This window comes from Paenibacillus aestuarii (genome assembly GCF_027789125.1).
GTDB classification, from domain to species: Bacteria; Bacillota; Bacilli; order Paenibacillales; family NBRC-103111; genus Paenibacillus_E; species Paenibacillus_E aestuarii.
The window spans coordinates 251,082-275,071 of sequence record NZ_JAQFVF010000089.1; the positions used below are offsets into that span (position 1 = coordinate 251,082).

The 23,990-nt window shown below is 52.3% G+C and carries 25 protein-coding genes; 6 read left to right on the forward strand and 19 right to left on the reverse strand.

The window, feature by feature from the left end; all coding sequences use genetic code 11:
• Positions 1–170: 170 nt before the first annotated feature.
• The 7 genes from O9139_RS31000 to O9139_RS31030 all read right to left on the reverse strand — a co-directional run bounded on the left by O9139_RS31000 (position 171) and on the right by O9139_RS31030 (position 7,828).
• Entirely contained in the window at positions 171–2,402 is a 2,232-nt protein-coding gene (locus O9139_RS31000; RefSeq protein ID WP_270885602.1) for a transglutaminase TgpA family protein, read from the reverse strand.
• The gene (locus O9139_RS31005) at positions 2,395–3,681 is read right to left on the reverse strand and encodes a DUF58 domain-containing protein (protein WP_270885603.1); all 1,287 of its coding nucleotides are present in this window, start codon (positions 3,679–3,681) and stop codon (positions 2,395–2,397) included. Before O9139_RS31005 ends, O9139_RS31000 begins: the two co-directional genes overlap by 8 nt.
• 5 nt (positions 3,682–3,686) lie before the next feature.
• A complete protein-coding gene (locus O9139_RS31010) occupies positions 3,687–4,646 on the reverse strand; it encodes an AAA family ATPase (protein ID WP_270885604.1) in 960 nt (319 codons plus the stop codon).
• Between the two features lie 500 nt (positions 4,647–5,146).
• Positions 5,147–5,497, reverse strand: a complete 351-nt coding sequence (spoVAE, locus tag O9139_RS31015) for a stage V sporulation protein AE (protein ID WP_270885605.1) — start codon at positions 5,495–5,497, stop codon at positions 5,147–5,149.
• A complete protein-coding gene (spoVAD, locus tag O9139_RS31020) occupies positions 5,494–6,513 on the reverse strand; it encodes a stage V sporulation protein AD (RefSeq protein ID WP_270885606.1) in 1,020 nt (339 codons plus the stop codon). Before spoVAD ends, spoVAE begins: the two co-directional genes overlap by 4 nt.
• 7 nt (positions 6,514–6,520) lie before the next feature.
• Entirely contained in the window at positions 6,521–6,994 is a 474-nt protein-coding gene (spoVAC, locus tag O9139_RS31025) for a stage V sporulation protein AC (protein ID WP_270885607.1), read from the reverse strand.
• A 24-nt stretch (positions 6,995–7,018) separates the two neighbouring features.
• Positions 7,019–7,828, reverse strand: coding sequence for a DUF421 domain-containing protein (locus tag O9139_RS31030; RefSeq protein WP_270885708.1), 810 nt, complete (start codon positions 7,826–7,828; stop codon positions 7,019–7,021).
• Between the two features lie 206 nt (positions 7,829–8,034).
• Here O9139_RS31030 and O9139_RS31035 point away from each other — a divergent pair, with 206 nt between their 5' ends.
• Positions 8,035–8,241 carry a DUF1657 domain-containing protein gene (locus O9139_RS31035; RefSeq protein ID WP_270885608.1) on the forward strand — a complete coding sequence of 69 codons (207 nt, stop codon included), beginning with the start codon at positions 8,035–8,037 and terminating at the stop codon, positions 8,239–8,241.
• A gap of 212 nt (positions 8,242–8,453) precedes the next feature.
• On the opposite strand, the gene O9139_RS31040 is transcribed toward O9139_RS31035, so the two are convergent.
• The 9 genes from O9139_RS31040 to O9139_RS31080 all read right to left on the reverse strand — a co-directional run bounded on the left by O9139_RS31040 (position 8,454) and on the right by O9139_RS31080 (position 16,557).
• On the reverse strand, positions 8,454–8,594 hold the full coding sequence (locus O9139_RS31040; protein WP_270885609.1) for an N-acetylmuramoyl-L-alanine amidase: 141 nt from the start codon (positions 8,592–8,594) through the stop codon (positions 8,454–8,456).
• 4 nt (positions 8,595–8,598) lie between these two features.
• Positions 8,599–9,357, reverse strand: a complete 759-nt coding sequence (locus O9139_RS31045; RefSeq protein WP_270885610.1) for a C1 family peptidase — start codon at positions 9,355–9,357, stop codon at positions 8,599–8,601.
• A 160-nt stretch (positions 9,358–9,517) separates the two neighbouring features.
• Complete coding sequence (locus O9139_RS31050) at positions 9,518–9,955, reverse strand: MarR family winged helix-turn-helix transcriptional regulator (RefSeq protein WP_270885611.1); 438 nt, start codon at positions 9,953–9,955, stop codon at positions 9,518–9,520.
• Between the two features lie 709 nt (positions 9,956–10,664).
• Positions 10,665–10,991 carry an L-rhamnose mutarotase gene (locus O9139_RS31055; protein ID WP_270885612.1) on the reverse strand — a complete coding sequence of 109 codons (327 nt, stop codon included), beginning with the start codon at positions 10,989–10,991 and terminating at the stop codon, positions 10,665–10,667.
• Between the two features lie 27 nt (positions 10,992–11,018).
• Positions 11,019–11,336: a cupin domain-containing protein gene (locus tag O9139_RS31060; RefSeq protein WP_270885613.1), complete on the reverse strand. Its 318-nt coding sequence runs from the start codon at positions 11,334–11,336 to the stop codon at positions 11,019–11,021.
• A gap of 94 nt (positions 11,337–11,430) precedes the next feature.
• Positions 11,431–12,936: an alpha-glucosidase/alpha-galactosidase gene (gene melA, locus O9139_RS31065; protein ID WP_270885614.1), complete on the reverse strand. Its 1,506-nt coding sequence runs from the start codon at positions 12,934–12,936 to the stop codon at positions 11,431–11,433.
• Between the two features lie 126 nt (positions 12,937–13,062).
• On the reverse strand, positions 13,063–13,962 hold the full coding sequence (locus O9139_RS31070; RefSeq protein ID WP_270885615.1) for an AraC family transcriptional regulator: 900 nt from the start codon (positions 13,960–13,962) through the stop codon (positions 13,063–13,065).
• Positions 13,955–14,611: a response regulator transcription factor gene (locus O9139_RS31075; RefSeq protein ID WP_270885616.1), complete on the reverse strand. Its 657-nt coding sequence runs from the start codon at positions 14,609–14,611 to the stop codon at positions 13,955–13,957. Before O9139_RS31075 ends, O9139_RS31070 begins: the two co-directional genes overlap by 8 nt.
• Complete coding sequence (locus O9139_RS31080) at positions 14,608–16,557, reverse strand: sensor histidine kinase (RefSeq protein ID WP_270885617.1); 1,950 nt, start codon at positions 16,555–16,557, stop codon at positions 14,608–14,610. Before O9139_RS31080 ends, O9139_RS31075 begins: the two co-directional genes overlap by 4 nt.
• A 419-nt stretch (positions 16,558–16,976) precedes the next feature.
• Here O9139_RS31080 and O9139_RS31085 point away from each other — a divergent pair, with 419 nt between their 5' ends.
• The gene (locus O9139_RS31085; protein WP_270885618.1) at positions 16,977–17,525 is read left to right on the forward strand and encodes a hypothetical protein; all 549 of its coding nucleotides are present in this window, start codon (positions 16,977–16,979) and stop codon (positions 17,523–17,525) included.
• Between the two features lie 49 nt (positions 17,526–17,574).
• Here the strand turns inward: O9139_RS31085 and O9139_RS31090 are convergent, their stop codons facing one another.
• Complete coding sequence (locus O9139_RS31090) at positions 17,575–17,745, reverse strand: hypothetical protein (protein ID WP_270885619.1); 171 nt, start codon at positions 17,743–17,745, stop codon at positions 17,575–17,577.
• 205 nt (positions 17,746–17,950) lie between these two features.
• Here O9139_RS31090 and kduI point away from each other — a divergent pair, with 205 nt between their 5' ends.
• Genes kduI through O9139_RS31110 form a run of 4 tightly spaced genes read left to right on the forward strand, consistent with a single transcriptional unit; the run spans position 17,951 to position 21,156 of the window.
• Complete coding sequence (kduI, locus tag O9139_RS31095) at positions 17,951–18,784, forward strand: 5-dehydro-4-deoxy-D-glucuronate isomerase (protein WP_270885709.1); 834 nt, start codon at positions 17,951–17,953, stop codon at positions 18,782–18,784.
• A 9-nt stretch (positions 18,785–18,793) separates the two neighbouring features.
• Positions 18,794–19,549, forward strand: a complete 756-nt coding sequence (locus tag O9139_RS31100; RefSeq protein ID WP_270885620.1) for a DeoR/GlpR family DNA-binding transcription regulator — start codon at positions 18,794–18,796, stop codon at positions 19,547–19,549.
• Positions 19,550–19,571: 22 nt separating this feature from the next.
• The gene (kduD, locus tag O9139_RS31105; protein WP_270885621.1) at positions 19,572–20,324 is read left to right on the forward strand and encodes a 2-dehydro-3-deoxy-D-gluconate 5-dehydrogenase KduD; all 753 of its coding nucleotides are present in this window, start codon (positions 19,572–19,574) and stop codon (positions 20,322–20,324) included.
• Between the two features lies 1 nt (position 20,325).
• Positions 20,326–21,156, forward strand: coding sequence for a sugar phosphate isomerase/epimerase family protein (locus tag O9139_RS31110; protein WP_270885622.1), 831 nt, complete (start codon positions 20,326–20,328; stop codon positions 21,154–21,156).
• Between the two features lie 56 nt (positions 21,157–21,212).
• Here O9139_RS31110 and O9139_RS31115 read toward each other — a convergent pair whose 3' ends face one another.
• Positions 21,213–22,541 (reverse strand): DRTGG domain-containing protein, encoded by a 1,329-nt coding sequence (locus O9139_RS31115; protein ID WP_270885623.1) that lies wholly within the window; start codon positions 22,539–22,541, stop codon positions 21,213–21,215.
• A 97-nt stretch (positions 22,542–22,638) separates the two neighbouring features.
• Entirely contained in the window at positions 22,639–23,925 is a 1,287-nt protein-coding gene (aceA, locus tag O9139_RS31120; RefSeq protein WP_270885624.1) for an isocitrate lyase, read from the reverse strand.
• Positions 23,926–23,990: the final 65 nt, after the last annotated feature.

The following is a 23,990-nucleotide window of genomic DNA, read 5'->3' on the forward strand; positions in this document are numbered from 1 at the left end:
AAAAAGAAAAGAACATATTTTCCCACATCCACGGTGATTTGAAAACGATCATGTCAGGGTTGGCAAAGGAAGCCCGCGGAGCGTTCTCCAATGTTCTGATCCCAGTAACCCTCCCTCATCTCTGCGCTCATGTGAAAACCACCTCCATCTTGGCAGGTGGTTTGGGCCGATTATTTCATTTGTTCTTTCAGTCTAGTAATCGATTGCGAGAGCTGCACATAATCCTGCTCCGTCGAACTCGCCTGGCTATACTTCGCGCGCTCGAAGAGCAGCAAGACGGTATCCAGCTCCGCTTTCATCCATTTGCTCTGCTGGCTCCAGCGGGCCACAGCTTCACGAATTGTTTCGTGCTCCTGCCGTGAATAGCCTTTGCGCCTGCCGATGCGGAGCAGCTTTTCAAACTCGACGATAATTTTCTGGTTAAAATTAACAGCTGACGCCTGCCGGCGACGCGTCAACCACGCTTTCCACGGGCTCACCTTGTACAGCAGGAAAGCTGCTACGGCCAAAACGACGACGCCCCCCGCAACCGCTGCGGTGATCCACAGCCCTGTATGGTCTGTCCCGCTGTCTACTGGCATTGCAGGTTCATCTGGCGCCGTTTCCGGCGTTACGTCCGCCGGTACAGCGGTGACCTCCGGCGAGGCGTTCGGGAATGAAAACCCGGCAGTCGGCTCAAACGAAATCCAACCATATCCATCAAAATAAATTTCCACCCAGGAATGGGCATCCGAATTGCGAATGGTATACGTCCCTGCTGCGTTCGGATCAATATCAGGGCCGAATTGGCTGAATACGCCGAGCTCCCTGATTTCGTCAGGCACCGGCGCGATGCCGGAGGAATAGCCCTTCACCCAACGGGCGGGCAGCCCGATCGAACGCGCGAGCACGGTCATGGACGTGGAGTAATAATCACAATACCCCTGCTTGACCTCGAATAAAAAACGGTCGACAAAATCCTTGCTCTTGCCTTTGCTTTCGTCAGGCGTATTCGTGTAAGGATAATGTTCAGCCAAATATCTTTCGATCAGCTTTGCTTTGTCATAGTTGTTCGTGCCAGTCTTTGTAATATCGACAGCCAATTGCTTTACGCGCTCCGGCAGCTCCTGCGGCAGTTGCAAATAATCACTCCATGCCGGATCCTGCGCATAATTAGTGTTCACCTCGCGCAGTCCCGGTTCATCCAAAATCGGCGTCTGCACAACGAGCTTATAGTCCTTCGGATAGTTGTTCTTGTCAGTAAAGCGGAGCTCCGCTTGCCGTGGCGACCAGAGCAGCTGCTGGAACGGATTCTCCCCTTTGTTAATCTCCGTGATCTGCTGAGTGGCGAAGCCGCCGAACAACACAGGGAACACATCCGGCCGTTCCATCACGACGCTTTGCGTCACTTCCTTCGTCTTCAGCAGTGACACATTCCACTTCGGATCGGTTTGCAGCGGGGCGCCGTTCACACGGACGAGCGGGAGCTTTTTCTCTGCCGGACCCAATTCCCAGCCTTTTCCATTATAAAAAGATCTCGTCTCCCCGCGGTAATAAGTCCGGTACGTCGTCTCGACCGTCATGACCGGGGTATAGTCAAAGCGGAAGCCACCGCCCAGCTTGCTGTCGTCCCGGCTGTAGCCGGAAGACGCATCGGCTGTCGTCGTGCTTACGCTGATGCCTTTGCCTAATAAAGGCACGGCCTCGCCCCGGCTCACTTTCCAGGCTGTATACGGATCCGTCAGAATCGGGTCGACGGTCGGTGAGATCAAGCCGGCGCATAGCGTGATGGCGACAATGAAAAGAATCGGCACCGCAAGCGCCGCCGGATACTCGATGATCGTCTCCCAGATGACCGGCGCGCGCTGCTTCAATTCGGCGAAATGACGCAGCATCAAGAGGACGAAGCCGCAGAACAGCACACCTGCAACCTGCGGCCACAAAAAGATCACGCTAAACGAGTCCCGTATAGCAAAAAATAAGACGCTGACGACGATCAAAGCGAAGATTCGAATCTTGGCTTGAACCGCCCACATCGTGAAAGCATAGATAGCCCAAGCGACCAAACTGAACCAGATGAACGGCGCGATCTGCGAGAAGTTCTCTTTCAGCCAGACGATTCCGTCCATCCATGTATGCAGCTTGACAGCTACGAAATGATAGTTCAAATATAAGGCGTGCCAGCCGACAATCAATATGAATGATAGGATGACCCGCCATATCCAGTGCAGTCTCGGCACCATCTGGACAGCCATAAGGAGGAGCAATGTACCGCTGACGACTGTCACTGTTTCGGGCAGCCACAGTCCGTCTTCTTTTTGAATCCACCATATGAATTGAAAAAGCAATAGCCCTGTCATGATCGCTGCCAGACGTCCCGGCCATTCAGCTAGAAGCGCCCTTTTCCACCATTTGTCAGGCATAACGCTTCGCCCCTTCCAATAACGCAGGCAGATCGGATAACTGGCCGATTTCGTATCCCATGTAGCCTTGGGTGCGAATGTGCTTCAGCCAGTCGTCGGCTGCGCTGTCCGTTGCTGCCATATACGGCTTGAATGCCGAAGCTTCTGTTCCATGAATCCAGATGTGGCAAGGGTTCGTTTGCAGCTGTGCCAGGTAATGCAGCACCTGCAACGCAGCTGTACCTTTTTGCGGGGATAAAATCACGAAAAAACAACCTGCAGGCAATGAGCGGGACTGCTCCTTCACAATGTGCAAGAGCGGATGATAGCCGTCCGCCTCGACGCCAACCAAATGCCTCTGCATCATGTTATGGTGATTTTGGTTCTGTTTCGGCTCGATGAAGGTGACTTCTTTGCCGACGGACAGCAAGCCCAAAGCCAGGTTGCGGCTTGAAGCATACTTCAGTAACGAAGCGGCGACGGAAACCGCCAATTCGAATTCAGCCTCATCCCGATAGGCTCGCGCTGTGCGATCCAGCAATATAATCGTTTTGGGCAGCGATTCGCGTTCAAATTCTTTGGACTTCCAGGTTCCGGTTTTGGCCGTCGCATTCCAGTGGATTCGGGACAATCGGTCGCCGTAAATGTATTCGCGAACCCCGTTAATCTGCGTCGTTTCCCGGTGCGCGCGCGTCGTCGTGGAATGATGCTGCATGCCTTTAAGCATTTGATGAAATTGCACCCATTCGCGGATCGGCACGGTTTGCGGATATACGGTGACATGCTGTGGAAGCTCCAACCGGCCTTTATGCTGAAAAAAGCCAAAAATATCCTCAGTGACGCATTCCGTCTGGCCAAATCGGTACAAGCCCCGACGCAGCGGCGGTGTGCTGTAAATCAGCTCCCCCCGGCGCTTCCAATCAGGAACAAGCGAGCCTTCGAAGACCGCAGCATCGCCGTTTTGCCGCAGCAGCTGGTCTTTGACCAAGATGTAAGGAATCGGCCAAAAGCCGGGGATTTGCACGTTGATACTGATTTTCAGCGACTGCCCCGCATCCAGCTGCGCTTCCTGCTGCGTGTTCAGCAGCATCCGCACGCCTTGGGTCCTGCGCACCCCGCTCCAATAGCCTAAGAGCAAATAAACGGATAGACAGGCGACGATGATGAATAGCATCGCGGCCAGTTTGCCCCCTTGAAAAAGCATAAACAGCAAGCTGCCGACCAAACAGGAAGCAACCGCCCACAAAGCAGCCGGAACGCGCGGGCGATCTTCCCACAGTTTAGCAATCGGACGTTTCATGCGGCTCACTTCTCCAATCGCACAGGCACGCGGACTTGCTCAAAGATCGAGGCTAACACAGCATTCATGGTTAAGCCTTCCATCCGCGCCTCGGAATGAAGAATCATGCGGTGACCGATGACAAATGGGGTTACATATTTAATGTCATCAGGAATGACATAGCTTCTGTTGTTGAGGAAGGCGTACGCTTTTGACGCCTGTACGAGCGACAGGGTCGCACGCGGGCTGGCGCCGAGGAAGACGGCTTTGTGCTCGCGCGTTTTTCGAGTCAAGGCGACCAAATACTCAGCGACCGCATCATCCATATGAACGCTCCGCACCTTCTCTTGAATGTCCAGCACTTGCGCCGTATTCAAGACAGGCTCCAGCGTTTCCATCGGGTGCGCTTTGCTTTGCGCTACGATCATTTGCTTCTCCGCCGCCTCGTTCGGGTAGCCCAGGCTGAGCTTGATCATGAAGCGGTCGAGCTGCGCTTCCGGGAGCGTATAGGTACCCTCAAAATCGATCGGATTTTGGGTAGCCAGCATCAAGAACGGCGCAGGCAGTTCATGGAGGTCGCCATCGACAGTGATATGGCGCTCTTCCATCGCTTCGAGCAGCGCGGATTGTGTTTTGGTCGTGGCCCGGTTGATTTCATCCACCAAAAGGATGTTCGTCATGATCGGACCGCTGCGGAAAAGAAACTTTTCTTCTTTGGGATGATAAATGGAAACACCGGTAATATCGGAAGGCAGCAAATCCGGATTGCATTGAATGCGGCGGAACTGGCCGTCGATGGAGCGGGCTAATGCTTTGATCAGAACCGTTTTACCCGTGCCCGGAACGTCCTCCAGCAGCACATGTCCACCGGCCAGCATAGCCGTCAGCAGCAATTCAATCTCCTCGTTTTTGCCGAGAATGCATGATTCCAGATTCGCTTTCAATTTCGCTAAAATCTCTACGTGATTATGAATGGCAGTTTCCATGTTAAGTCCTCCTTCGTGCTCTCCGATAGGAATACTATCTGTGTAAGCCAGATCCACGCGTAAGCGTTTGCTTGTAATCTTGGAAACGATAGAATTACGCCAAATTGTAAAGAAAAATTAGGTAAAAGGGCGTAAATCTAGTTTACAAGAAAGTAATTCGCACGTACACTTGTAATTCCTCTAAATTTATTTGTTAAAATTACCCATCTCTTGTGATTCCCGTATTTCTAGTTAATTTGACCCCTATGAACGAGAAATAGTTCAGATCAGATATGTGGCATTTAGCTGCTAGATTAATAGAAAGTCGAACGATTAAAATTTAGACATATTGTATTTACAATGTTATTTTTTGCATGTTTTAGTAGACAAATCTTAGTCATAAGACTTAATATCGCGAATGTAAGCGCAAGAGGAACCGCCGGAAATGCTACTTTACTGCTAAGAGAACAATAAAAAGAGACCGGCTTCGCCCGTTACCAGGCATAGCCGGTCTTTTGTATTCAGCCTTTGGGCTTGGCCACCACAGCAGCCAAAAAAGAAAAGATGATCGCCGCGGATATCCCGGCACTCGTCACTTTAAATATGCCGGTTATAATCCCGATCGCACCCTCTTTTTGCAACTCCTCCAACGCACCATGCACGAGCGCATTGCCGAAGCTTGTAATCGGCACCGTTGCCCCGGCGCCGGCAAATTTGATAAACGGATCATAAAGACCGCATCCGTCTGCAATCGCGCCGATCACCACCAGCGTACTCATCGTATGTGCAGGCGTCAGCTTGCCGACGTCCATCATGAGCTGGCCGATCACGCAGATGGCGCCGCCAATTAGAAAAGCCCATACAAAATTCATGCGTACAACCCCCTGGACTCAATTGAAACCGCATGGGCGATGCAAGGAATGCTCTCACCCTGTTGGAAGGAGAGCGGAGACAATAGCGCTCCAGTCGCCACAACGAGCATGCGCTTGATCTCTCCCTTCTCCATCCGCTTCAGCAGATGGCCGTAAGTGACGGTTGCTGAGCAAGCGCAGCCGCTGCCGCCGGCCTGAACGGCCTGTTTGTTCACATCGTAGATGATCAAACCGCAATCCTGATAGGTCGTCTGCCCGATCGGAAATTGATGCTTCTCGAACAGCTCATTGGCAATGCCGTACCCGACCGTGGCGAGGTCGCCCGTCACGATCAAATCGTAATAGCCAGGCTCGATGCCCAAATCGCGGCAGTGAGCCTGGATCGTATCGACGGCCGCCGGTGCCATGGCGGCCCCCATATTAAACGGATCCTTGATGCCCATATCTACGATCCGTCCAATTGTGGCTGAGGTGACGACAGGTCCGTCACCCTTGGCACCGAGCACGGCGACGCCTGCGCCGGTCACCGTGTACTGCGCCGTCGGCGGCTTCTGCGAGCCGTACTCCGTCGGATAGCGGAACTGCTTCTCCGCGGTGCAGTTATGGCTGCAAGTGCCGCTCATCGCATACTGAGCGGCACCTGAATCCACCAGCTGCGCGGCGATCGCCAGCCCTTCCATCGACGTCGAGCATGCGCCGAAGATGCCGAGATAGGGCATATTCAGCGTTCGCGCAGCAAACGTATTGGAGATGATCTGGTTCATCAGATCACCGCCGACGTAGAAGTGCACCTGGCCCTCTTCCAGCCCGGCTTTGTCCAGCGCCCGCTGCGCCGCTTCTTCAAGCAGCGCTTTTTCCGCTTTTTCCCACGTTTTTTGGCCAAGCATCAGATCCCCGTGAACGATATCGAAGTCCTCACTGATCGGACCTAGTCCCTCATCAGGGCCAACGACAGTTGCCGCCGCCAAAATCACCGGACGATTCTTAAACACCCAACTCTGATGTCCCTTCAGCATGCGCTGCTCACCCCCCAGTTCCCAAAATCAAATGGACGATCCCGACTACAAAGGCGGCTACCGTACCGAACACAATCACGCTCCCGGCCAGCTTGAACATGCTGCTGCCGATGCCCAGCACAAGCCCTTCCGCACGGTGTTCGATCGCCGCAGAGCACAGCGAGTTGGCAAACCCGGTTACAGGGACAGCCGTGCCCGCGCCGGCCCATTGCGCAATTTTATCGTATATGCCAAAGCTCGTCAGGACGACGGAAATAAAAATTAAACAGGCCACCGTCGGATTACCGGCAGTCTTTTCCGTAAAGCCGAACCAATGGATGAAAATCTGCATAAAACATTCACCGATGAGACAGATGACCCCGCCTACCAAGAAAGCGCGGAAGCAGTTTTTTAGAACGGGCCGTGGAGGCTCTTTCTCTTTGGCCAGCTGCTGGTATTCCTGCTGCGTCATCGTCATATTTTTCTTTTTATTGTTGGCCATGGTGTCCCTCCTGCCTCAAGTTGATCACGATTTTAACAAGGTTTCCAACTCGCGGATCACCCGCTTCATTTTATCTGAAGACTCTGTATACATTTGCTTCGCACCGGCATGCTTGGTGGTGAGGGCGAACAACTCCAAATCCGCTTCGCACTTTTTGAGCGTCGCCAGCAGCAGCGGCTTCTGGCTTGGCTTCGGTACCTTCAATTTATCGTCGTAAAGATCGACTGTCAGTTCCCCGTGCGTATCCACTTGACCGAGGAATACATTCTCTATGGTAACCCCGATTTTATCCAGTTCGGTGTGCAGCCAGCCTCTGCTCTTGCCCGCCGTCGCCAACGGCTCGTCCTGAATGACACCGTCCATAATGACGGTTTGATTCGGCTTCTCGACCGTTAGCTGCATCCCCATATGTTTCGGGGTCAGAGGCTGATTCTCAGATTTCAGCAGGACGCTCAAATCCCCGCTCGTTTCCAGCATGGCGAATTCCACGTCAGCCAATTTGAAGACGCTCTTGGTGCGCAGCTGCTCGAGCAGCTCGTCCGCGGTGTAGCGCTCCTTCTTCAAGTTGTCTTCGAGCACTTTGCCATCTTTGATCATGACCGTTCCTTTGCCTTCAAACCATTGCCGCAGCGTCTTGCTCTTGAGCGTCAGCATTTCCAGCACCAAGGGCACAATAAACCAGACGAACATGGCTATCAATCCATAAGAGTAGTGGCTCTCCAAGTCTAATGAAAGAACGCCGGCCAAGTCTCCGATGGCGATACCCGTGACATACTCGAAAAACGTGAGCTGGGATATTTGTTTTTTGCCAAGAATCCTTGTGAAAATAAACATCGTCGCTAGCGCCGTAAACGAGCGAATGACGATAACGAACCATTCAGGCACAAACTTTCCCTCCCTTTCCGTATCCTCCAAACAAAGTCATTATGCGCGTTTTTGGAGCTCGCTATCATCGTCCGCTCGTGGTTTTAATTGGCAATAATGTAAACAGCGATAGCGGGCATATTAAGATGCGTTGATAGCTCAAGGAGGTGATTATTGTGACAGTAGCCGCTCAAGTCAAGACAACTTTGGCTTCATTAAAAAGCGCACAAGCCAACCTGGAAACTTTCGCGCTAAGCACGCAGAATCAAGAAGCGAAGCAGCTTTTTGAAAATGCTGCTACAGCAACTCAGCAAATCGTAGATCAAGTTTCTTCTCGCGTTCAACAACTGGAAAATGAAGAACCGCAATATAAGGGATTCTAATCGTTCGTAAAATGAAAACAGCCTGCTGCGATCTGGAATCGCGCGGGCTGTTTCGTTATTTCGGTGACATTTCATGAACGGAATTTAAATGATATGGTCACCTTCCATCCAAAGCATCAAGATCACACAGAGCAGCACAAACAAAATCAAAACCAATAGGATGAACTCCTCTTTGGGCATAAATGCCGCCTCTCATTCTATGATAGGATGCATCATTCCGTCGGCTGGCCGGATGCCTTGCGAAGCTCATTGGCGAGACGGTGAAACTCAGCTCTCGCCTCCGCATCTTGCGTAGCATTATAAGCAGCAGATAGGAAGGCAATGATCGTATTCGCATCTTGCACGCTTAACATGGATTCACCTCCCCGTCCAGTAATCAAAGGTTAGCGCAGCGTTTTTGAAAAAAGCATAGGACATATATCCGTAGCCCTTATCGCCCCAATTTTTACCCCAGGAATTGCGTACGATCATCGTGCCTTGCCCTTTCTTCTTGCCATCCCGATAGCCAACAGCTAGCAGGGCATGACCTCCCAGAAGCTGTTCTTTGTTTCGGTCTGGGTAAGGAATGCGGCCAGTTCGTGCCGCCTGCGCCCCTTCGAAAGACTCGTAAATCCAAATCCCGAACACAACAGGCTGACCATCGGCCAACGCCGCTTTGATGCCAGCCAGATCGTGAATGCGATGATAAGCATCGATGCGATACGCACCTGCAGCAGCTTCAGCCCCATGATCGGGCTGGGTTTTAAAATTGGCGATCTGGTAAGGCCATTCCGCCTCCGGACAGACGCCAGTTTTCTGCAGCACCTTCATCCCATCCCGGATCGAAGCCCCGGAATCGCGGTTCACCGTGCCTTCCAGCTTCCGTTCGTGCCAGTAGTGGAATAAGCGCGAGAGCCGCGTCGTCGCCCGGGTCTCTTTGCGCAGCCAATATTCCCGCAATCCGCTGACGATCGCATTGGATGTGCAAGAGCCAAGCCGGCCTTGGTCGACGATCGGCGAAAGCTCGGGCCGCAGGTCCACCGTGCGCGGCAGCTGCGTTTCACGAATATAATTCGTACTGCGGTAAAATAGATCGCGAAAATCGCGGGCATCTCGTTTTACCGTGTATTTTCTCATGGATGTACCCTCCTAGCTTGTGCCGGCTGATGTACTCCATTATATTCACCCATAGGCAATCGCGTTCTGGGCGAGCTGTGTTCTGGGCGTTAAGGAAAAAAAGCGCACCATCCATAATATGGAAGGTGCGCTTTTTTGGGCAAACTGACCTGAATGTATGTTATAGGTTCGCTTTTATTTTCAAAATCAGCTCGGATAGCGTTGACTGCTCTTCCGTCGTAAGCGCCTGCGTGATGCGCTGCACGAAACAGTCGCAATGCCGGGGAAAATGCTCCATCAGCTGATGGGCTTTCTCCGTTGGCGCAATAATGAAACATCTGCGGTCACCAGGATCGAGCTTACGATCGATACAGCCCTTCTGCTCCAGACTGTCCAGAAGCCTTGTCAAGGTGCTGAGAGAAACCGACGGTACTTGCTGGGCGATTTCCTTGACCACGAGCGGCCCCTTCATGCTCAGGATGTAAAGAATGTTGAATTCATGCCGGGAGAGCTCCGCGCTGCAAGCAAAGCTGTACTGGTACTGTTGTAGAGATTGCCCCATGTTAATCAGGAATTCTCTAATAATTTCAGCTTGCTGTTGTTCTGTTCGCAGCGACATAAGGACAACCCTCTCATTCGTAGTTTGAATCCAAATTACTAGAGAATCCTGCAGAAGTCAATGGATGAACAGCGACACTTTATTATTTTACTTTGACTTGCCATTTTGCAGAGTCGTTCTGCTGTTGCTGCAATCCTTCACCTCGGGCATACCGCTGCTTTCATGTAGCTGACTTCCTTGATTCCAGCTTGATCAGGCCCATAGATGAATGTTTCATTCTGATCATATGATCTTTTGGCGGAATGTAATGCCAAGGTGAAATTATCATTTTTTTTGATAGATTAGGAAGAATATCTCTACGAAGGTTGCGTATGATTGAGTTACTGTCTTGAATACTCCCTCCACGCAAACATTTGCGACCGACAACATACTCGACAGGGTCGGAGGCTATGGATGGGCTTAACCGCTGAACAGAATGTTGCACCAACCAGTGGTGAGGCTGCAGTCCGAATTGGCCCAACTAATTGCAGCCAGTACCGATGAGTTGCGGCTGTAGTTAGGATTTGCCCACTTACAGCGGCTATATGGGCTATGCACGGCAATTTCATGCCAGTAAGTGGGCACAATCGGACTGTAGAGGGATTGGGAGGGAGACAGGCTGCAATAAGTCAGCTAAATCGGACTGGGGCGCGTCCGGCCATCCCCTGTTATAAATTAAAAAGCGCAAGCACTAGGGGCTAACCCTCATACTCGCGCTTTTGCTATCTTATTAGGCCAAGAAAAATACTTCTCTCATCGGTGTAATCGGTACCGCTTCACGGAAATCAAAGGAGCCGATCACCATCTTCGAGGTAATCGCATTCCAGCGATTGCAAGCCTCACTCTCGGCCAAATAAGCAAACGCCTTATCCAGGTCGTCACACTGGAAGCAGTAGAAGAACTGCGCGCCATTTTGGAAAATGGAATAGTCGCGAATTCCCGCTTTACTATGTTCCTCCATAATTTCCGGCCACGGAGCCAAGTGCATGCTAACATACTCTTCCAAACATTCTTCCTTAATGGTCCAAGTCCATGCGAATTTGCCACTGCCAGCCATCCGGTTTCACTTCTCCCTTATTATGGATTATCGCTTAACGAGGTCTTCACGAATTGGCGTAAAGACATCCAGCAAAGCCGACGCCTCCAAAGCTGTCACTCCATGCTGCGCACCGCTAGGTATGTATACGGTCTGCCCCTGCTCGATCACCGTCTTGACACCGTCGATCGTAAATTCGATTTTGCCCTTGAGACAATAGGACATTTGCTCATGTACGTGGCTGTGCTGATAACCAACGGCTCCAGGCTCAAAATGAACTTCCATCATCATCAAGCCGCCGTCAGCTCTTAAAATGCAGCGCTTAACGCCCGGTTCGGCCGGCTCCCAGACTCCAATATTCGACATTTGCTCTTCCCCTCTCTAAGTCACCCGGATATCATGCCCCCTCATTATAACCGAAAAGAACACGAATGAACATACATGGATGCAAATGAACGCATTAGGAGCTCGCCTTTGCGCGATCTTTCCCTTTGTCAGCTTCAGCGGCATTCCGGCGCGCCGATGCGCGATCCTGCTGCATCTCTTCGACCGACTTGACTTTCAGACGCGCTGCGCCTTCATACGGCTGCGTCGGAATCAAGTCGCCTGCAGCAAGGCGCTGCTTCGCATCGGCAATCGCCGCCCCGTACTGCGGCAGCCAGCGTTCGCCTGCGACCAGCATCTCGTCGACCATTTGCCAAATCTCCTTCGGATTGCAAACGGCGCCGACGAGCGGGTCCATCATGAACGCTTGCCGCAGCAGCTGGTCGTCGCCGTGCACGGCCGCTTCTACAGCGAGCCGCTGCACGGAGATGCTGGCGCTGCAGACAGCGGCCGGTCCGAGCGGCAAACTGCCGATGCGGGGCATCGAGATGCCGTTCTTGTCGACATAGCCCGGCGCTTCAATGACCGCATCGCTTGGCAGATTGGCGATCACGCCGTCATTGACCACATTGAAGTGGCCCCGATAGACGCGCCCCGTCTCCAAGCCCTCAATGATATAGGAGCCGTGCTCCTCGCTCCGTTTGTCCCTGGTGTAGGCGAAAGCCGGCTCCTGCATCCAGTTCGGGAAGTCCGTCTCGAACCAGCTGCGCCCCTCGGTGCATACCCGCAGATAGCCCCCGGTCTCGCCATTGATCCAGCTGCCCAAATCGATCCATTCCTGGATTTCTTGCGGGCGCTTGCGATACCAAGGCACATATTCGCTCAAGTGCCCGTTCGACTCCGTGCTGTAATAGCCGAAGCGGCGCAGCATGTCGATGCGCACTTTTTCGGTACGGGCCAGCTCCGGATGCTGCTCCATCGCCGCCAGCAACCGCCCCGTCAAATCTTCACCCTGATGGCGAATCTGCACATACCAGGTTTGATGGTTAATGCCGGCGCAGACGATATCGACCTCTTGCTTGCGCAGACCGAACGCCTCAGCAATCTGGCTGTGCCCGTGCTGGACACCGTGGCACAAACCAACGGTACGGACGCCGCCATATTGATTGCACGCCCAGGTCAGCATCGCCATCGGGTTCGCATAATTCAGCAGCAGCACGTCGGCTCGTGCGACCTCACGGATATCCCGGCAAATCCGCAGCATCTCGGCAATCCCCCGCTGTCCGTACATGATACCGCCTGCACACAAGGTGTCTCCAACACATTGGTCGACCCCATATTTCAGCGGGATATCCACATCGGTTGCAAAAGCTTCAAGGCCGCCTACGCGGATCGTGCACAGCACATATTTGGCGTCCTTGAGCGCTTCACGGCGATCGGTCGTCGACTGGATTTGAATAGCAAGACCGTTCTCGCGAATATCCCGCTGGCACAGCTCGGTTACCATATCCAGATTGTGCTTATTAATGTCCGTAAAAGCCACCTGAATATTGTGAAATTCAGGCACAGCGAGTAAATCACGCAGCAGGCCGCGCGTAAATCCGATACTGCCGGCGCCGATAAAGACAACTTTAAAAGACATAGATTTCATCCTCTCTGTTATCACTTTATAGGCATATTGTAGCAAACGGCCTCCTGTAAACGTTATCAAATTTCTCACCATTTCACGGATCAAATGTCAAAAATACGAACCTCCTGAGCACGTCCGCTAAACCGGGTAATCCCACCTTTGCGCGTGCATGGACTTGCGGTATTCCAGCGGCGTTTGGTCGGTGTATCCCTTGAACAGCAGATGAAAATATTGCCGGCTCCCCACGCCGATAAAATCACAGATCTCTGTAATCGGGATATCGGTCTCGTGCAAGAGCATTTTTGCTTTTTCCATTCGAATATTCGTTAAGTACGCCGTCAGCGTCCGTCCGGTATGCAGCTTAAAAATGCGCTGCAAATAACCCGGATGCAGGCTAACCGCGCTTGCGATATCTTTCACTTGGATGTCGCGGTCATAGTTCTGATGCATGTACGCTTTGCTCATCCATACGTAATGCTCGCTCTGCGGCAGTCCTCCGCTCGGCGCTTCCGTACGCAGCCGGGCGATACGGATGAGCAGCTGCGCCATAAGCAGCTGCACCATCGTTTCGCTGCGCACTGCGCTTTTATCGAGCTCGAGCACGAGGCTTTTCATGAGGTGGTACACCTCATCCGGATCGCGCAGGACCAAGTAGGAGGCGGCCACCTGCAGCAAATCGGCCAGCACCGTCTCTGCGCCGGCCAGCTGGCGGATGGACGGCAGCACCCCAGTGCTGTCGCGAAAGCGGAACTCGAGGTTGAGCATCCGGCACGGCGTCGCTTCATCCACAAGCAGACGGTGCGGTACATTGGCGTCCAGCATAATAAATTCGCCCTTTTTCAAGCTCACGCATTCCGGTTGGGCAGTACCTTCGCGAATTTCCACGATGCACGAGCCTGTCATCGCATACATGATTTCTGCCGCATCGTGACGGTGGAACGGCATTTGAAAGCCGTTCCATTGTTTAAAATAATACGCAACAACGTGTGGATGAAGATCCCGCTCCAGTAAGTCAAGCGGAAACAATCGGCTATTCATCGTCAGACCCTTGGATGTCGCGTGATGTGTTCAGCATTTTTTTGGCCTCATGCCGGTCGGCGACTTCCAGTTTATTGAGAATATTCGTCACATGGTTAGCCACTGTTTTGACGCTTAATTGCAGCCGGGCTGCGATCTGACTGTTCGTCAAACCACTGGCGATATGCTCCAAAATTTCCATTTCACGTCCGGTCAATCCATCCAGCGCTGGATTCGCGAATTCCTGTATCTGGGGGGCGGCGAAATAATGCATCATCCTTGCTGCGATATCGCTGCTGAACACAGCGCCTCCGCCGCCTACAATCCGGATGGATTGCAGCAGCTCCATCTCGCCCGCATCTTTGAGTACATAGCCTCTGGCTCCCATTTGCATGGCGGTCAAGACCGATTTATCGTTTTTCAGCATCGTAACGATCAAAATTTTCATCTGCGGAAATTTCTCGCGAATGATTCTCGTCGCTTCGATGCCATTGATACCCGGCATGCGGATATCCATGACGATCACATCAGGCTGAAGGTGAGCCGCCATAGCCACCGCTTCTTCCCCTGTAGTAGCTTCGCCAATGACATGCAAATCGTCCGTAGTCTGAATTAAGTTCCGTACGCCGCCTCTGAACAGCGGGTGATCGTCAGCTAGTAAAATATTCAAGTCGTTTCCCCCTTCTTCTCGAATGGCAGCGTAGCCTTCACTCGGGTGCCGCCACTCTCCAAACGTTCAAACATGCAGGATCCGCCGAGCTCAGCCGCCCGGTCGCGGATCGAGGTGAGCCCGATGCCTCCACTGCCGGACGGTCTGATAAAAGCGGGCAAGCCGACGCCATTATCGGTGACTTCGATCAGCAGAGCGTGGGCCGCTTCAATGCTGATATGCACGGCGCACTGCGTCGCCTTCGCATGCTTGGCAACGTTCACCAGCGACTCCGTGACAATACGGTAAGCGGCCACCTCTACAGCAGCCGGTAAAGCAGGAAGCTCGCGTGGAGCCAGGAGACTTACTTGCGCCGGCACTTCCTGCATGGCTGCCGCCGTCTGGCCGGAAGCTTGAAACAATTCATCCATCCGCGCCTGGATGGAACCGAGCAGGCCGAACTCATCCAGTGTCGGCGGTCTTAAATCATGCACCATCGTCCGAATGTCATCCACCGTCGTACGTATGGTTTTTCGTAATTCGCCCAGCAAATCAATAGCGGTATCCGGGCTTTTCCGGATGTATTGCTCGGCAGCGGCAACGTTAAATGCCAGCGACATCAAGCGCGGCGCAAGATCGTCGTGCAGATTACGGCGGATTTGCAGCCGCTCCTCTTCCCGCGCCAGGACGAGCTTCTCCCGCGACACCTGCAAGTCCTTGGCCAACAGCTTCATGCCGATCGTCATCCGTACATTTTGCAGAATAGGACCCACTTGGCGAAGCAGGACGTCGATCAGTTTGCGGTCTTCTGCTGTGAATCCTTCACCAGCGGACCGGCTGGACAGCATGAGCGTCCCCTGTTCCTCTCCACCGTGAATGACCGGAAATTCATAGAGTTCGTATTTATTTTTTTCCGAAACAGCCATTAACGCATTTTGACCGTCCAGCCGCAAGGCGACCGAAGCATAAGGCAGTCTTAACGCATCGCGAACCGTTGCCGCAACCACATCCAGCGTCCGCTCGGGATCGATCGGTTTGGTGAGGTGATTGCTTAATTCAACCAGAACGGCGTATGGGTCATCGTGGCGTCCATTCAGCCAGCGATTCACCATTTTTTGCAGCCTTGCCTTCAAGGGCACAAATGCCACGGCGACAAGAGACGCCGCTGTCAAAGAAATGAGGAAGTTCCCTTCCGAGCGGAATAATCGGCTTAAATAGAGGACGGTACCCGCATACAAAAGAATGATCAGCAGCGATAAGGCACCGTAGACGAGTGTCCGGTTAACTAGCGGATCAATATCCCAAAGCCGTTTCCGCAGTACCGAGAAGGTTAGCGAGACGGGAATAATAGCTACGAACAGATGCAGCGCGGTATTCAAAAGAATGTAAGTCATCGGTACAACCGCAAACGCCGGGTACACAAAAAAGGCGCTTACGCCAATAAAACCCGCAAAGGAAATCGAGACACCGAATACGACCCATTTCGTTTGTTGTCGCTCTGTGGATGTGGAAAGGCGGCGGTAACGGTAAACCTGTGAAACGATCATCGTCAGGATAGCGGCGGCATAGACCAAGATTCTGGCAGACCCCGACCACATCTGCAAATCGATCCATGAATGACGAAATATCAAACCTGCCAATTCCAAAATCATAAAAGGAATATAGATGAAAGAAGTCCAGGACGGGGAGAAACGTCCATTTGGGAATAACAGGAAAAACAAGAACAAAGACAGCCAGCCAATCGTATCGACAGCATGCGTCCATTGTTCCAATAATAGATGTCCTTTGGACACCATATAGACCAAAATAGGAAACGTGGTACCGTAAGTAACGAGCGCAAGGGCGGCGAGCCAGGCAATCTGCTCTCTTCTCCCTTTCCATACAATAATTCCTGCCGCTCCATAAAAGACAAAAGCAAGGGCGCAATCAATGAGCACAAAAGCAGCTGCATAGGAGTCAGGATTCATATTAATCCTGCTTAACGCATCGACCGTTGTTGGGGGCGCCGGAGCCATGGGGCCGCAATCTTGCAAAACGCATTGATCCCGTAGTATTTCGAAATAGCTTGAAATGCTGCTGACAAAAAAGAATATGGACAACAAGCAAAATACCAAGACGAACAGTGGAAAAACTGCTGCGAGTCTGGCGCGATGATTGCCCCTGAAGTTCTTAGTCATGTTTTGCATCAGCGGTACCATCCATTCAAACCCCCTTCACATGCAACGTACATGGAAATTATATCGAATAGGACGGATCCTGTATATCCTCCCAATAATTCCTAATCAACTTCCCGATCCATTCAGGTAGCCCTACTCTCGATATAAGGAAATGCCGCTTGTTATGATTACATCAAGAAATCAAAAAAACATGCGGAGGCTGAATAACAATGACTTTGGAACGTGTAGTAAAATGGCTTGGATTTTTATGTATACTGGCGGGAATTGTACGAATGGGGATGACGCCGTCTTCCTTGCTATGGGGGGATGATAGCATCCCCGAGGTGATCTGCGGATATGCCGCCTGCATCTTGATGACGGTCTGCTCCATTGCACTCTATTTAGCGCAATCACGTGAAACCGGGATCCTCGGTTTACTAGCAGCCGTACTGCTGACCGTCGGCAATTTAATGATTGCGTCGAATTTTTATGGCTTGTTTGCCTACGGTTTTTATGCTAAAGAGGGAACCTTCGCGAGCCTCAGCAGCGCTGTTTCCGGCATGGGATTGCTCCTCGGCACGATTCTGCTGGCGATCCTCACCTACCGAGCCAAAGTTTTCCCTCGCTGGACGGTTCTGCTCTTTGCTGTGATGCTGGTTTCATTTGGCTTGCCGGGGCTGGAGAAGTGGTTTGCTCTGTTCTGGGGAGCGACCTACGTGGGCATGGGTTACTTTATCTGGAGAGGGAAGCTCACAACTCAGGCTGCCACTGCGCAATAAACAGGAAGCCTCTGGTTCCGCTAATGCGGAATACAGAGGCTTCTTCCTTTCAATACGCATCCCGGTCGCTTGACGAAAATGCGTTTTTAATATTATCCATAATTTCCTCCACCGCTTCGCTAACCATATCCGTTGGCGTCGTATCCTCTTCGTCTGGCTTCGTCGGAATCGTATCGTTGCATACACGATCGAAATAGTGAGTTTTATCTACTTCATCCAATTTGCGAATCCTCCTGTTTTCCAAAAAATGTGTTCATAGAAGTAGTCGTTTGCAAAATGTGCACCCTTTATTCACAATTGCTTCAGATTCCGCAGCAGCTCGGAAATTCCTGCTTGCCTAATCCGTTCGTTTGGAGTAACTTAAACCTATATGAACCTAAATCAACAAAAATAAACCACAAAACAAGGAGAGATTGATAATGGAAATGGATATTCGTTATGCGTCCCACCCGAGAGAAGTTAAACAGTTTGACACTGACCGCCTGCGCGAAGAGTTTTTAATCAGCACATTGTTTGCTGCAGATCAAGTCAACATGGTGTACTCGCACGTAGACCGCTTTATCGTCGGCGGCGCTGTGCCTGTTAACGGTTCCTTGCAATTGGAAGCTAACAAAAAAGATATGGCAGCCGACTACTTCCTGGAGCGCCGTGAGATCGGCATCATTAACATCGGTGCAAGAGGTACAGTCACAGTTGACGGTACTGTGTACACGATGGATAACAAAGACGGCCTTTACATCGGCCTTGGCGCCAAAGAAGTCGTATTTGCCAGCGACAATGCGTCTGAGCCTGCGCTGTTTTACTTCAACTCTACACCGGCTCACGCAACTTATCCGACGGTCAAAATCGCCATCAGCGAAGCTTCCCCGAACCACCTGGGCAGCATTACGAACTCCAATGAGCGTACCATTTACCGCTACATCCACACCGGCGGCGTGAAAAGCTGTCAGCTCGTGATGGGCATGACGCTGCTGAAGCCAGGCAACATGTGGAATACGATGCCATCGCACACGCACAACCGCCGTTCCGAGGTATACCTGTACTTCGATATGCCGCAAGACGGCGTTGTTTTCCACATGATGGGTGAACCGCAAGAAACTCGTCACATCGTGATGCGCAACCAGCAAGCGGTTATTTCCCCAAGCTGGTCCATTCATAGCGGTGTAGGTACAAGCAACTATACCTTCATCTGGGGTATGGCCGGCGAAAATCAAATTTTCGAAGACATGGATGCAGTAGCCATGCAAGATTTGCGTTAATTTTTTCCCATGAATCCTTTACGCAGATATGAAATCATCATGGAAGTGCTTCTAGCGCAAAAAGAAGTGACCGTCGTCGAGCTCAGCGAACGCCTGGAGGTCACGGGCAAAACCATCCGCGAGGACTTGGCGAAGCTGGAGGAAAAAGGCTTGCTCGTGCGCGTGCACGGCGGTGCCGTGCTGGCGCAGAGCGACCAGTTCGGCATCTTGTCAGCCAAGGAACCGATCGTCAAGTACGAGAACGAGAAAACCGAAATTGCTGAGCTGGCGCTTCGCTACATCCAGCCGCGCGATATTATCGCGCTGGATGGCGGCAGCACGACGCTGGAAATTGCCCGCAAGCTCGACAACCAACCGCTCACCGTGGTGACGAACGATTTGTTCATCATCTCCGAGCTCGTGTACAAGGATCAGATTCGGCTCGTTGTTCCCGGCGGCTACCGGCTGCGCAACATGCTCGCAGGTCCTGAAGCCGCGCAGTACATCAGAAGGCTGAACATCCAGAAGACCTTCCTTTCGGCCACGGGCGTGCACTTGCAGCATGGTTTCACCATTTATACCAATGATCTCGTCGATTTCAAACGGGCGCTGATCGATGCCAGCGCAACCGTCTATGGGGTCGCCGATCATTACAAATTCGGGCAATGTGCGCTGCGGACGTTCGCCACCTTGTCCGAAGTTTCGATGATCTTGACTGACAGCGCACTCCCCGCCGCAACTTCGGAGCAATTCCGCCAGGCGGGCGTTCCTGTCGAAACATTATAACGAGGAAGAAGGAGTGCCTTACATGCGTTTATTTAATTTGACTGGTAAAGTGGCTCTCGTCACCGGTGCTTCCGGCGGTCTGGGTCAAGGGATGGCCATCGGACTTGCCGAGGCCGGCGCTAAAATCATCGCCGTATCCTCTTCGGAAAGTGTGCAAACCGTCGAAGCGATCCGAGCGCTAGGCGGACAGGCCGAGCTGATTGCAGCCGATCTCAGCAATGAGGACATTTTAGAAGATGTGGTCAACCGCGCTTTGGGTATTTATGGTAAAATCGATATTCTCGTCAACAACGCCGGCATTATCCGCCGTACGCCAGCCGCAGACCATGCGCGCCAAGACTGGCATGATGTGATTGATTTGAATCTGAACTCCGCTTTCTTCCTGAGCCAGCTCGTCGGTCGACACATGATCGAGCAAGGCAGCGGCAAAATCATCAACATCGCATCGATGCTGACCTACCAAGGCGGCATTAACGTGCCTGGCTATACGGCCAGCAAACATGCGATTGCCGGCGTAACCAAAGCACTCGCCAACGAGTGGGCTGGCAAAGGGATTCAGATTAACGCGATTGCACCTGGCTATATGACCACGAACAACACAGCGCCGATTCTGAAAGATGAGAAGCGAACGCAATCCATTACAGAGCGCATCCCGGCTGGCCGTTGGGGGACACCTGAGGACCTCAAAGGTCCGGTTGTTTTCCTCGCTTCTTCCGCTTCCGATTATATGAACGGACACGTGGTTTGCGTGGACGGCGGATGGATGGCCAGATAAGATGCGCCTCGGAACACTTGCCCATACTGTCGGACATCTGCCCTTGCAACAGCTGACGGCCAAGCTGAGCGGACGGGGCATCGATTTTGTTCAACTTGCGCTGAGCAAAGCAATCAGCGATATCGACACCAGCCTCGGCAAGCTGAGCCCTGGCCTCGCCAACTACATTGGCGAGCAGTTCGATCGTGCCGGGGTTCGCATTGGCGTGCTGGGCTGCTACATTAACCCGGTCCATCCGGATGCGCAGCAGCGCCGCTACGAGATTGACCGGTTTAAAGAGCATTTGCGCTACGCCCGCGATTTTGGCACTTCGATCGTCGCGACCGAGACGGGCGATCTGCTCACCTATGCCGCTCAGGACCGTGAGCGGTATGAAGAGATCGGCTGGGCCGTGCTGAAGCAAACCGTCGAGGAGCTCGCCGAAGAAGCGGAACGCTGGGGCGTGCATATCGGCCTGGAGCCGGTTTTTACCCATACGCTGTCCAGCACGTCCAAAATGGTACGGATCCTGGAAGAAGTCCCGTCCAGTAATCTGGGCGTCGTCTTCGATCCGATCAATCTGCTTCCGCCGCAAGCGATCGAGACCCAGGGAGCGTTCCTGGATGAGGCATTCGCCGCTTTTGGCGACCGGATTATACTCGCGCATCTGAAAGACGTGACCGTGGAGAACGACAAGCTGCTGTCCGTCCGCTCAGGAACCGGCATATTTCATACAGAATCATTTCTGCGCAAGCTAAAGCAGCATAAACCAGGCATTGATGTCTCGCTGGAGCAGCTAGCCGATGATACCATTGAATCTACGATTCAGTACGTGCGCCAGCTTCTGCCATAAAAAACAAAGCCCCCCGATCCGCTTTCACTCAGCGTCGGGGGGCTGTTTGCTGCACACTACAAAATGCGTGCCGTGAACATGGAACGGGCTACGCGCGTGCCATTCGTTACAATCTCCATATCGATTTTGCAAAATCTACGACTCATTTCCACGATTGTCGGAACAATTTCGATAACATCATCGATTTGCAGCGGGATCAGGAAATAACTAGAAGAACTATCCAGAATCAGATCCCCTTTCTTTTGCTCCTGCACCGTGCGGTAGGCAGCTCGGATCATAAGCGTGGTCAGCACACCTTCCGACACGAGGCCTTCGAAATTCGTCATTTGCGGCGAAATGCTCCCTTTAAAATACAGCTTGCCCTCGCTATCCCGCATCTCCTCGATGCCCGCATAGATCTGCACCTCGAATGTCTCGGCGTTTTGCGGCTGGCGCTGCATGTACTGCATCGCCTTCATCACATCTTTTCGCGAAATCACACCGACCATTTGGCGCTCGCCATTGATGACTGGAAGCAACTCGATCCCCTCCCAAACCATCATATGGCCGGCCGAAGCCACCGATGTTTTCAGGCTGATCATAAGCGGATTCGGCGTCATCAGAGCGCCCACAGCCTGATTCGGTGGAGCGCCGATAATATCTTTCGTCGTGATCATGCCGATCGGGACCCGATGCTCATCAACGACCGGATAACGTGTATGCGTCGTTTCCTCCACAAGCTTTTGCATGTCCTTGACCGTTTGGCCGGCCACAAGCGAGTATACCGGACTATCCGAACGGACGATGTCCTCTACGCTCATAATTTTTTTCTTGATGAGCCTGTCCTCCATCGCCCGATTTATCATCGTCGCTACGGTGAAGGTATCGAACGAACTGCCGATGATCGGTAAGTTGAGCTCATCTGCGAGCTCTTTTACTTCCGGCGTGGTATCGAAGCCGCCCGTGATCAGCACGCCTGCGCCTTGACTGAGCGCACACATGTGCGCCTGAACTCGGTTGCCGACGATCAACAGATTGCCGACTTCAATATATTTAAGCATCGCTTCCAACTGCATCGCGCCAATGACAAATTTGTTCAGTGTCTTGTGAATGCCTGAAGCTCCGCCCAAGACGACACCTTCCACAACATGCACAATTTCAGCAAACGTCAGCTTGTCAATGACAGGCTCTTCTTTCTTCTCCATGCGGATCGTGCCAATGCGCCTTTTTGTACTCACCAGGCCGATATTTTCCGCTTCTTTAATGGCACGGTAAGCCGTACCTTCACTCACATCCAGGTCCTGTGCGATTTGCCGAACAGACAGCTTCGTTCCTACAGGCAAGGATTCGATATATTTCGTAATTTGTTCATGCTTCGTATGCAGCTCCGAATGGCCTGTACTCATTGTTCCACCTCGCTGAACTGTTATATAACATTGAATTCATTATATTACAGCTCCACTCAAAAAAACAGGAGCCGCTGAGAAGAGGCTCCCTCTTTTCTTATTCATGAGCGAATTGTTCAGCTTCCGTCGAACCGGATAAAGCTGTTGTAGATGAATTGCCACCAGCAATAACCTGTGACACCTCGTCAAAATAACCTGTTCCGACCTCGCGTTGATGCCTAGTCGCCTCATATCCACGAGCCTCGCTGGCAAATTCCACCTGCTGGAATTGTGAGTAGGCAGCCATACCACGGCTTTTATAATCGTAAGCCAGCTCAAACATACTATGGTTCAGCGCATGAAATCCAGCCAGTGTGACGAACTGGAATTTATACCCCATTTTTCCCAACTCGCATTGAAATCGGGCTATCTCCTGCTCGTGAAGTTTCTTTTTCCAGTTAAAGGACGGTGAACAGTTATACGCCAGCAGCTTGCCAGGATATTGAGCATGGATGGCATCAGCAAACTTTTGCGCTTCCTCCAAACTCGGTTCCGATGTTTCACACCAGACCATATCTGCGTAGGGCGCGTAAGCTAGACCTCGGGAGATCGCTTGCTCCAAGCCCGCACGCACATAGTAAAATCCTTCCGGCGAACGTTCGCCTGTAAGAAACGGTTTATCGTTCTCATCGATATCACTGGTCAGCAAGCTTGCTGCATTCGCATCCGTCCGCGCGATCAACACCGTCTCAACCCCCATTACATCAGAGGCAAGCCGGGCTGCAATCAAATTTCTCACCGCTTGCTGCGTTGGAAGTAGGACCTTTCCACCCAAATGCCCGCATTTCTTCTCCGAAGAAAGCTGGTCCTCAAAATGCACCGCAGCCGCCCCCGCTTCGATCATTCCTTTCATAAGCTCGAACACGTTCAACGGCCCGCCGAATCCGGCTTCCGCATCTGCGACAATCGGTAGGAAAAAATCAATGCCGCCCTTGCCCTCGGCGTATTGAATTTGATCAGCGCGCTGCAGCGCCTGATTAATCCGCTTCACCACGCTCGGCACACTGTTAGCGGGATAAAGACTCTGATCTGGATACATATGACCAGATAAGTTCGCATCGGCTGCGACCTGCCAGCCGCTCAAATAAATGGCTTTTAGCCCCGCCTTTGCCTGTTGAACCGCTTGATTGCCCGTTAATGCGCCCAACGCCGGCACAAAATCCTCTTGGTTGACCAACTCCCAAAACTTGCGGGCTCCTCGCGTAGCGAGCGTGTGCTCAACCGCCACCGTCCCGCGAAGCCGCAGCACATCCTCCGCCGAATACGGGCGACTCGCCCCTTCAAACCTTTTTGAGTCCCACCTTGCTTGTAAATGTTCCTTTTGAAGTTGGTCATTTTGGCTCATACCTACAGCACTCCTTTAAATAAATTAAGATCGCAAAATTAGGCAGAAACAACTCATGATTCGGA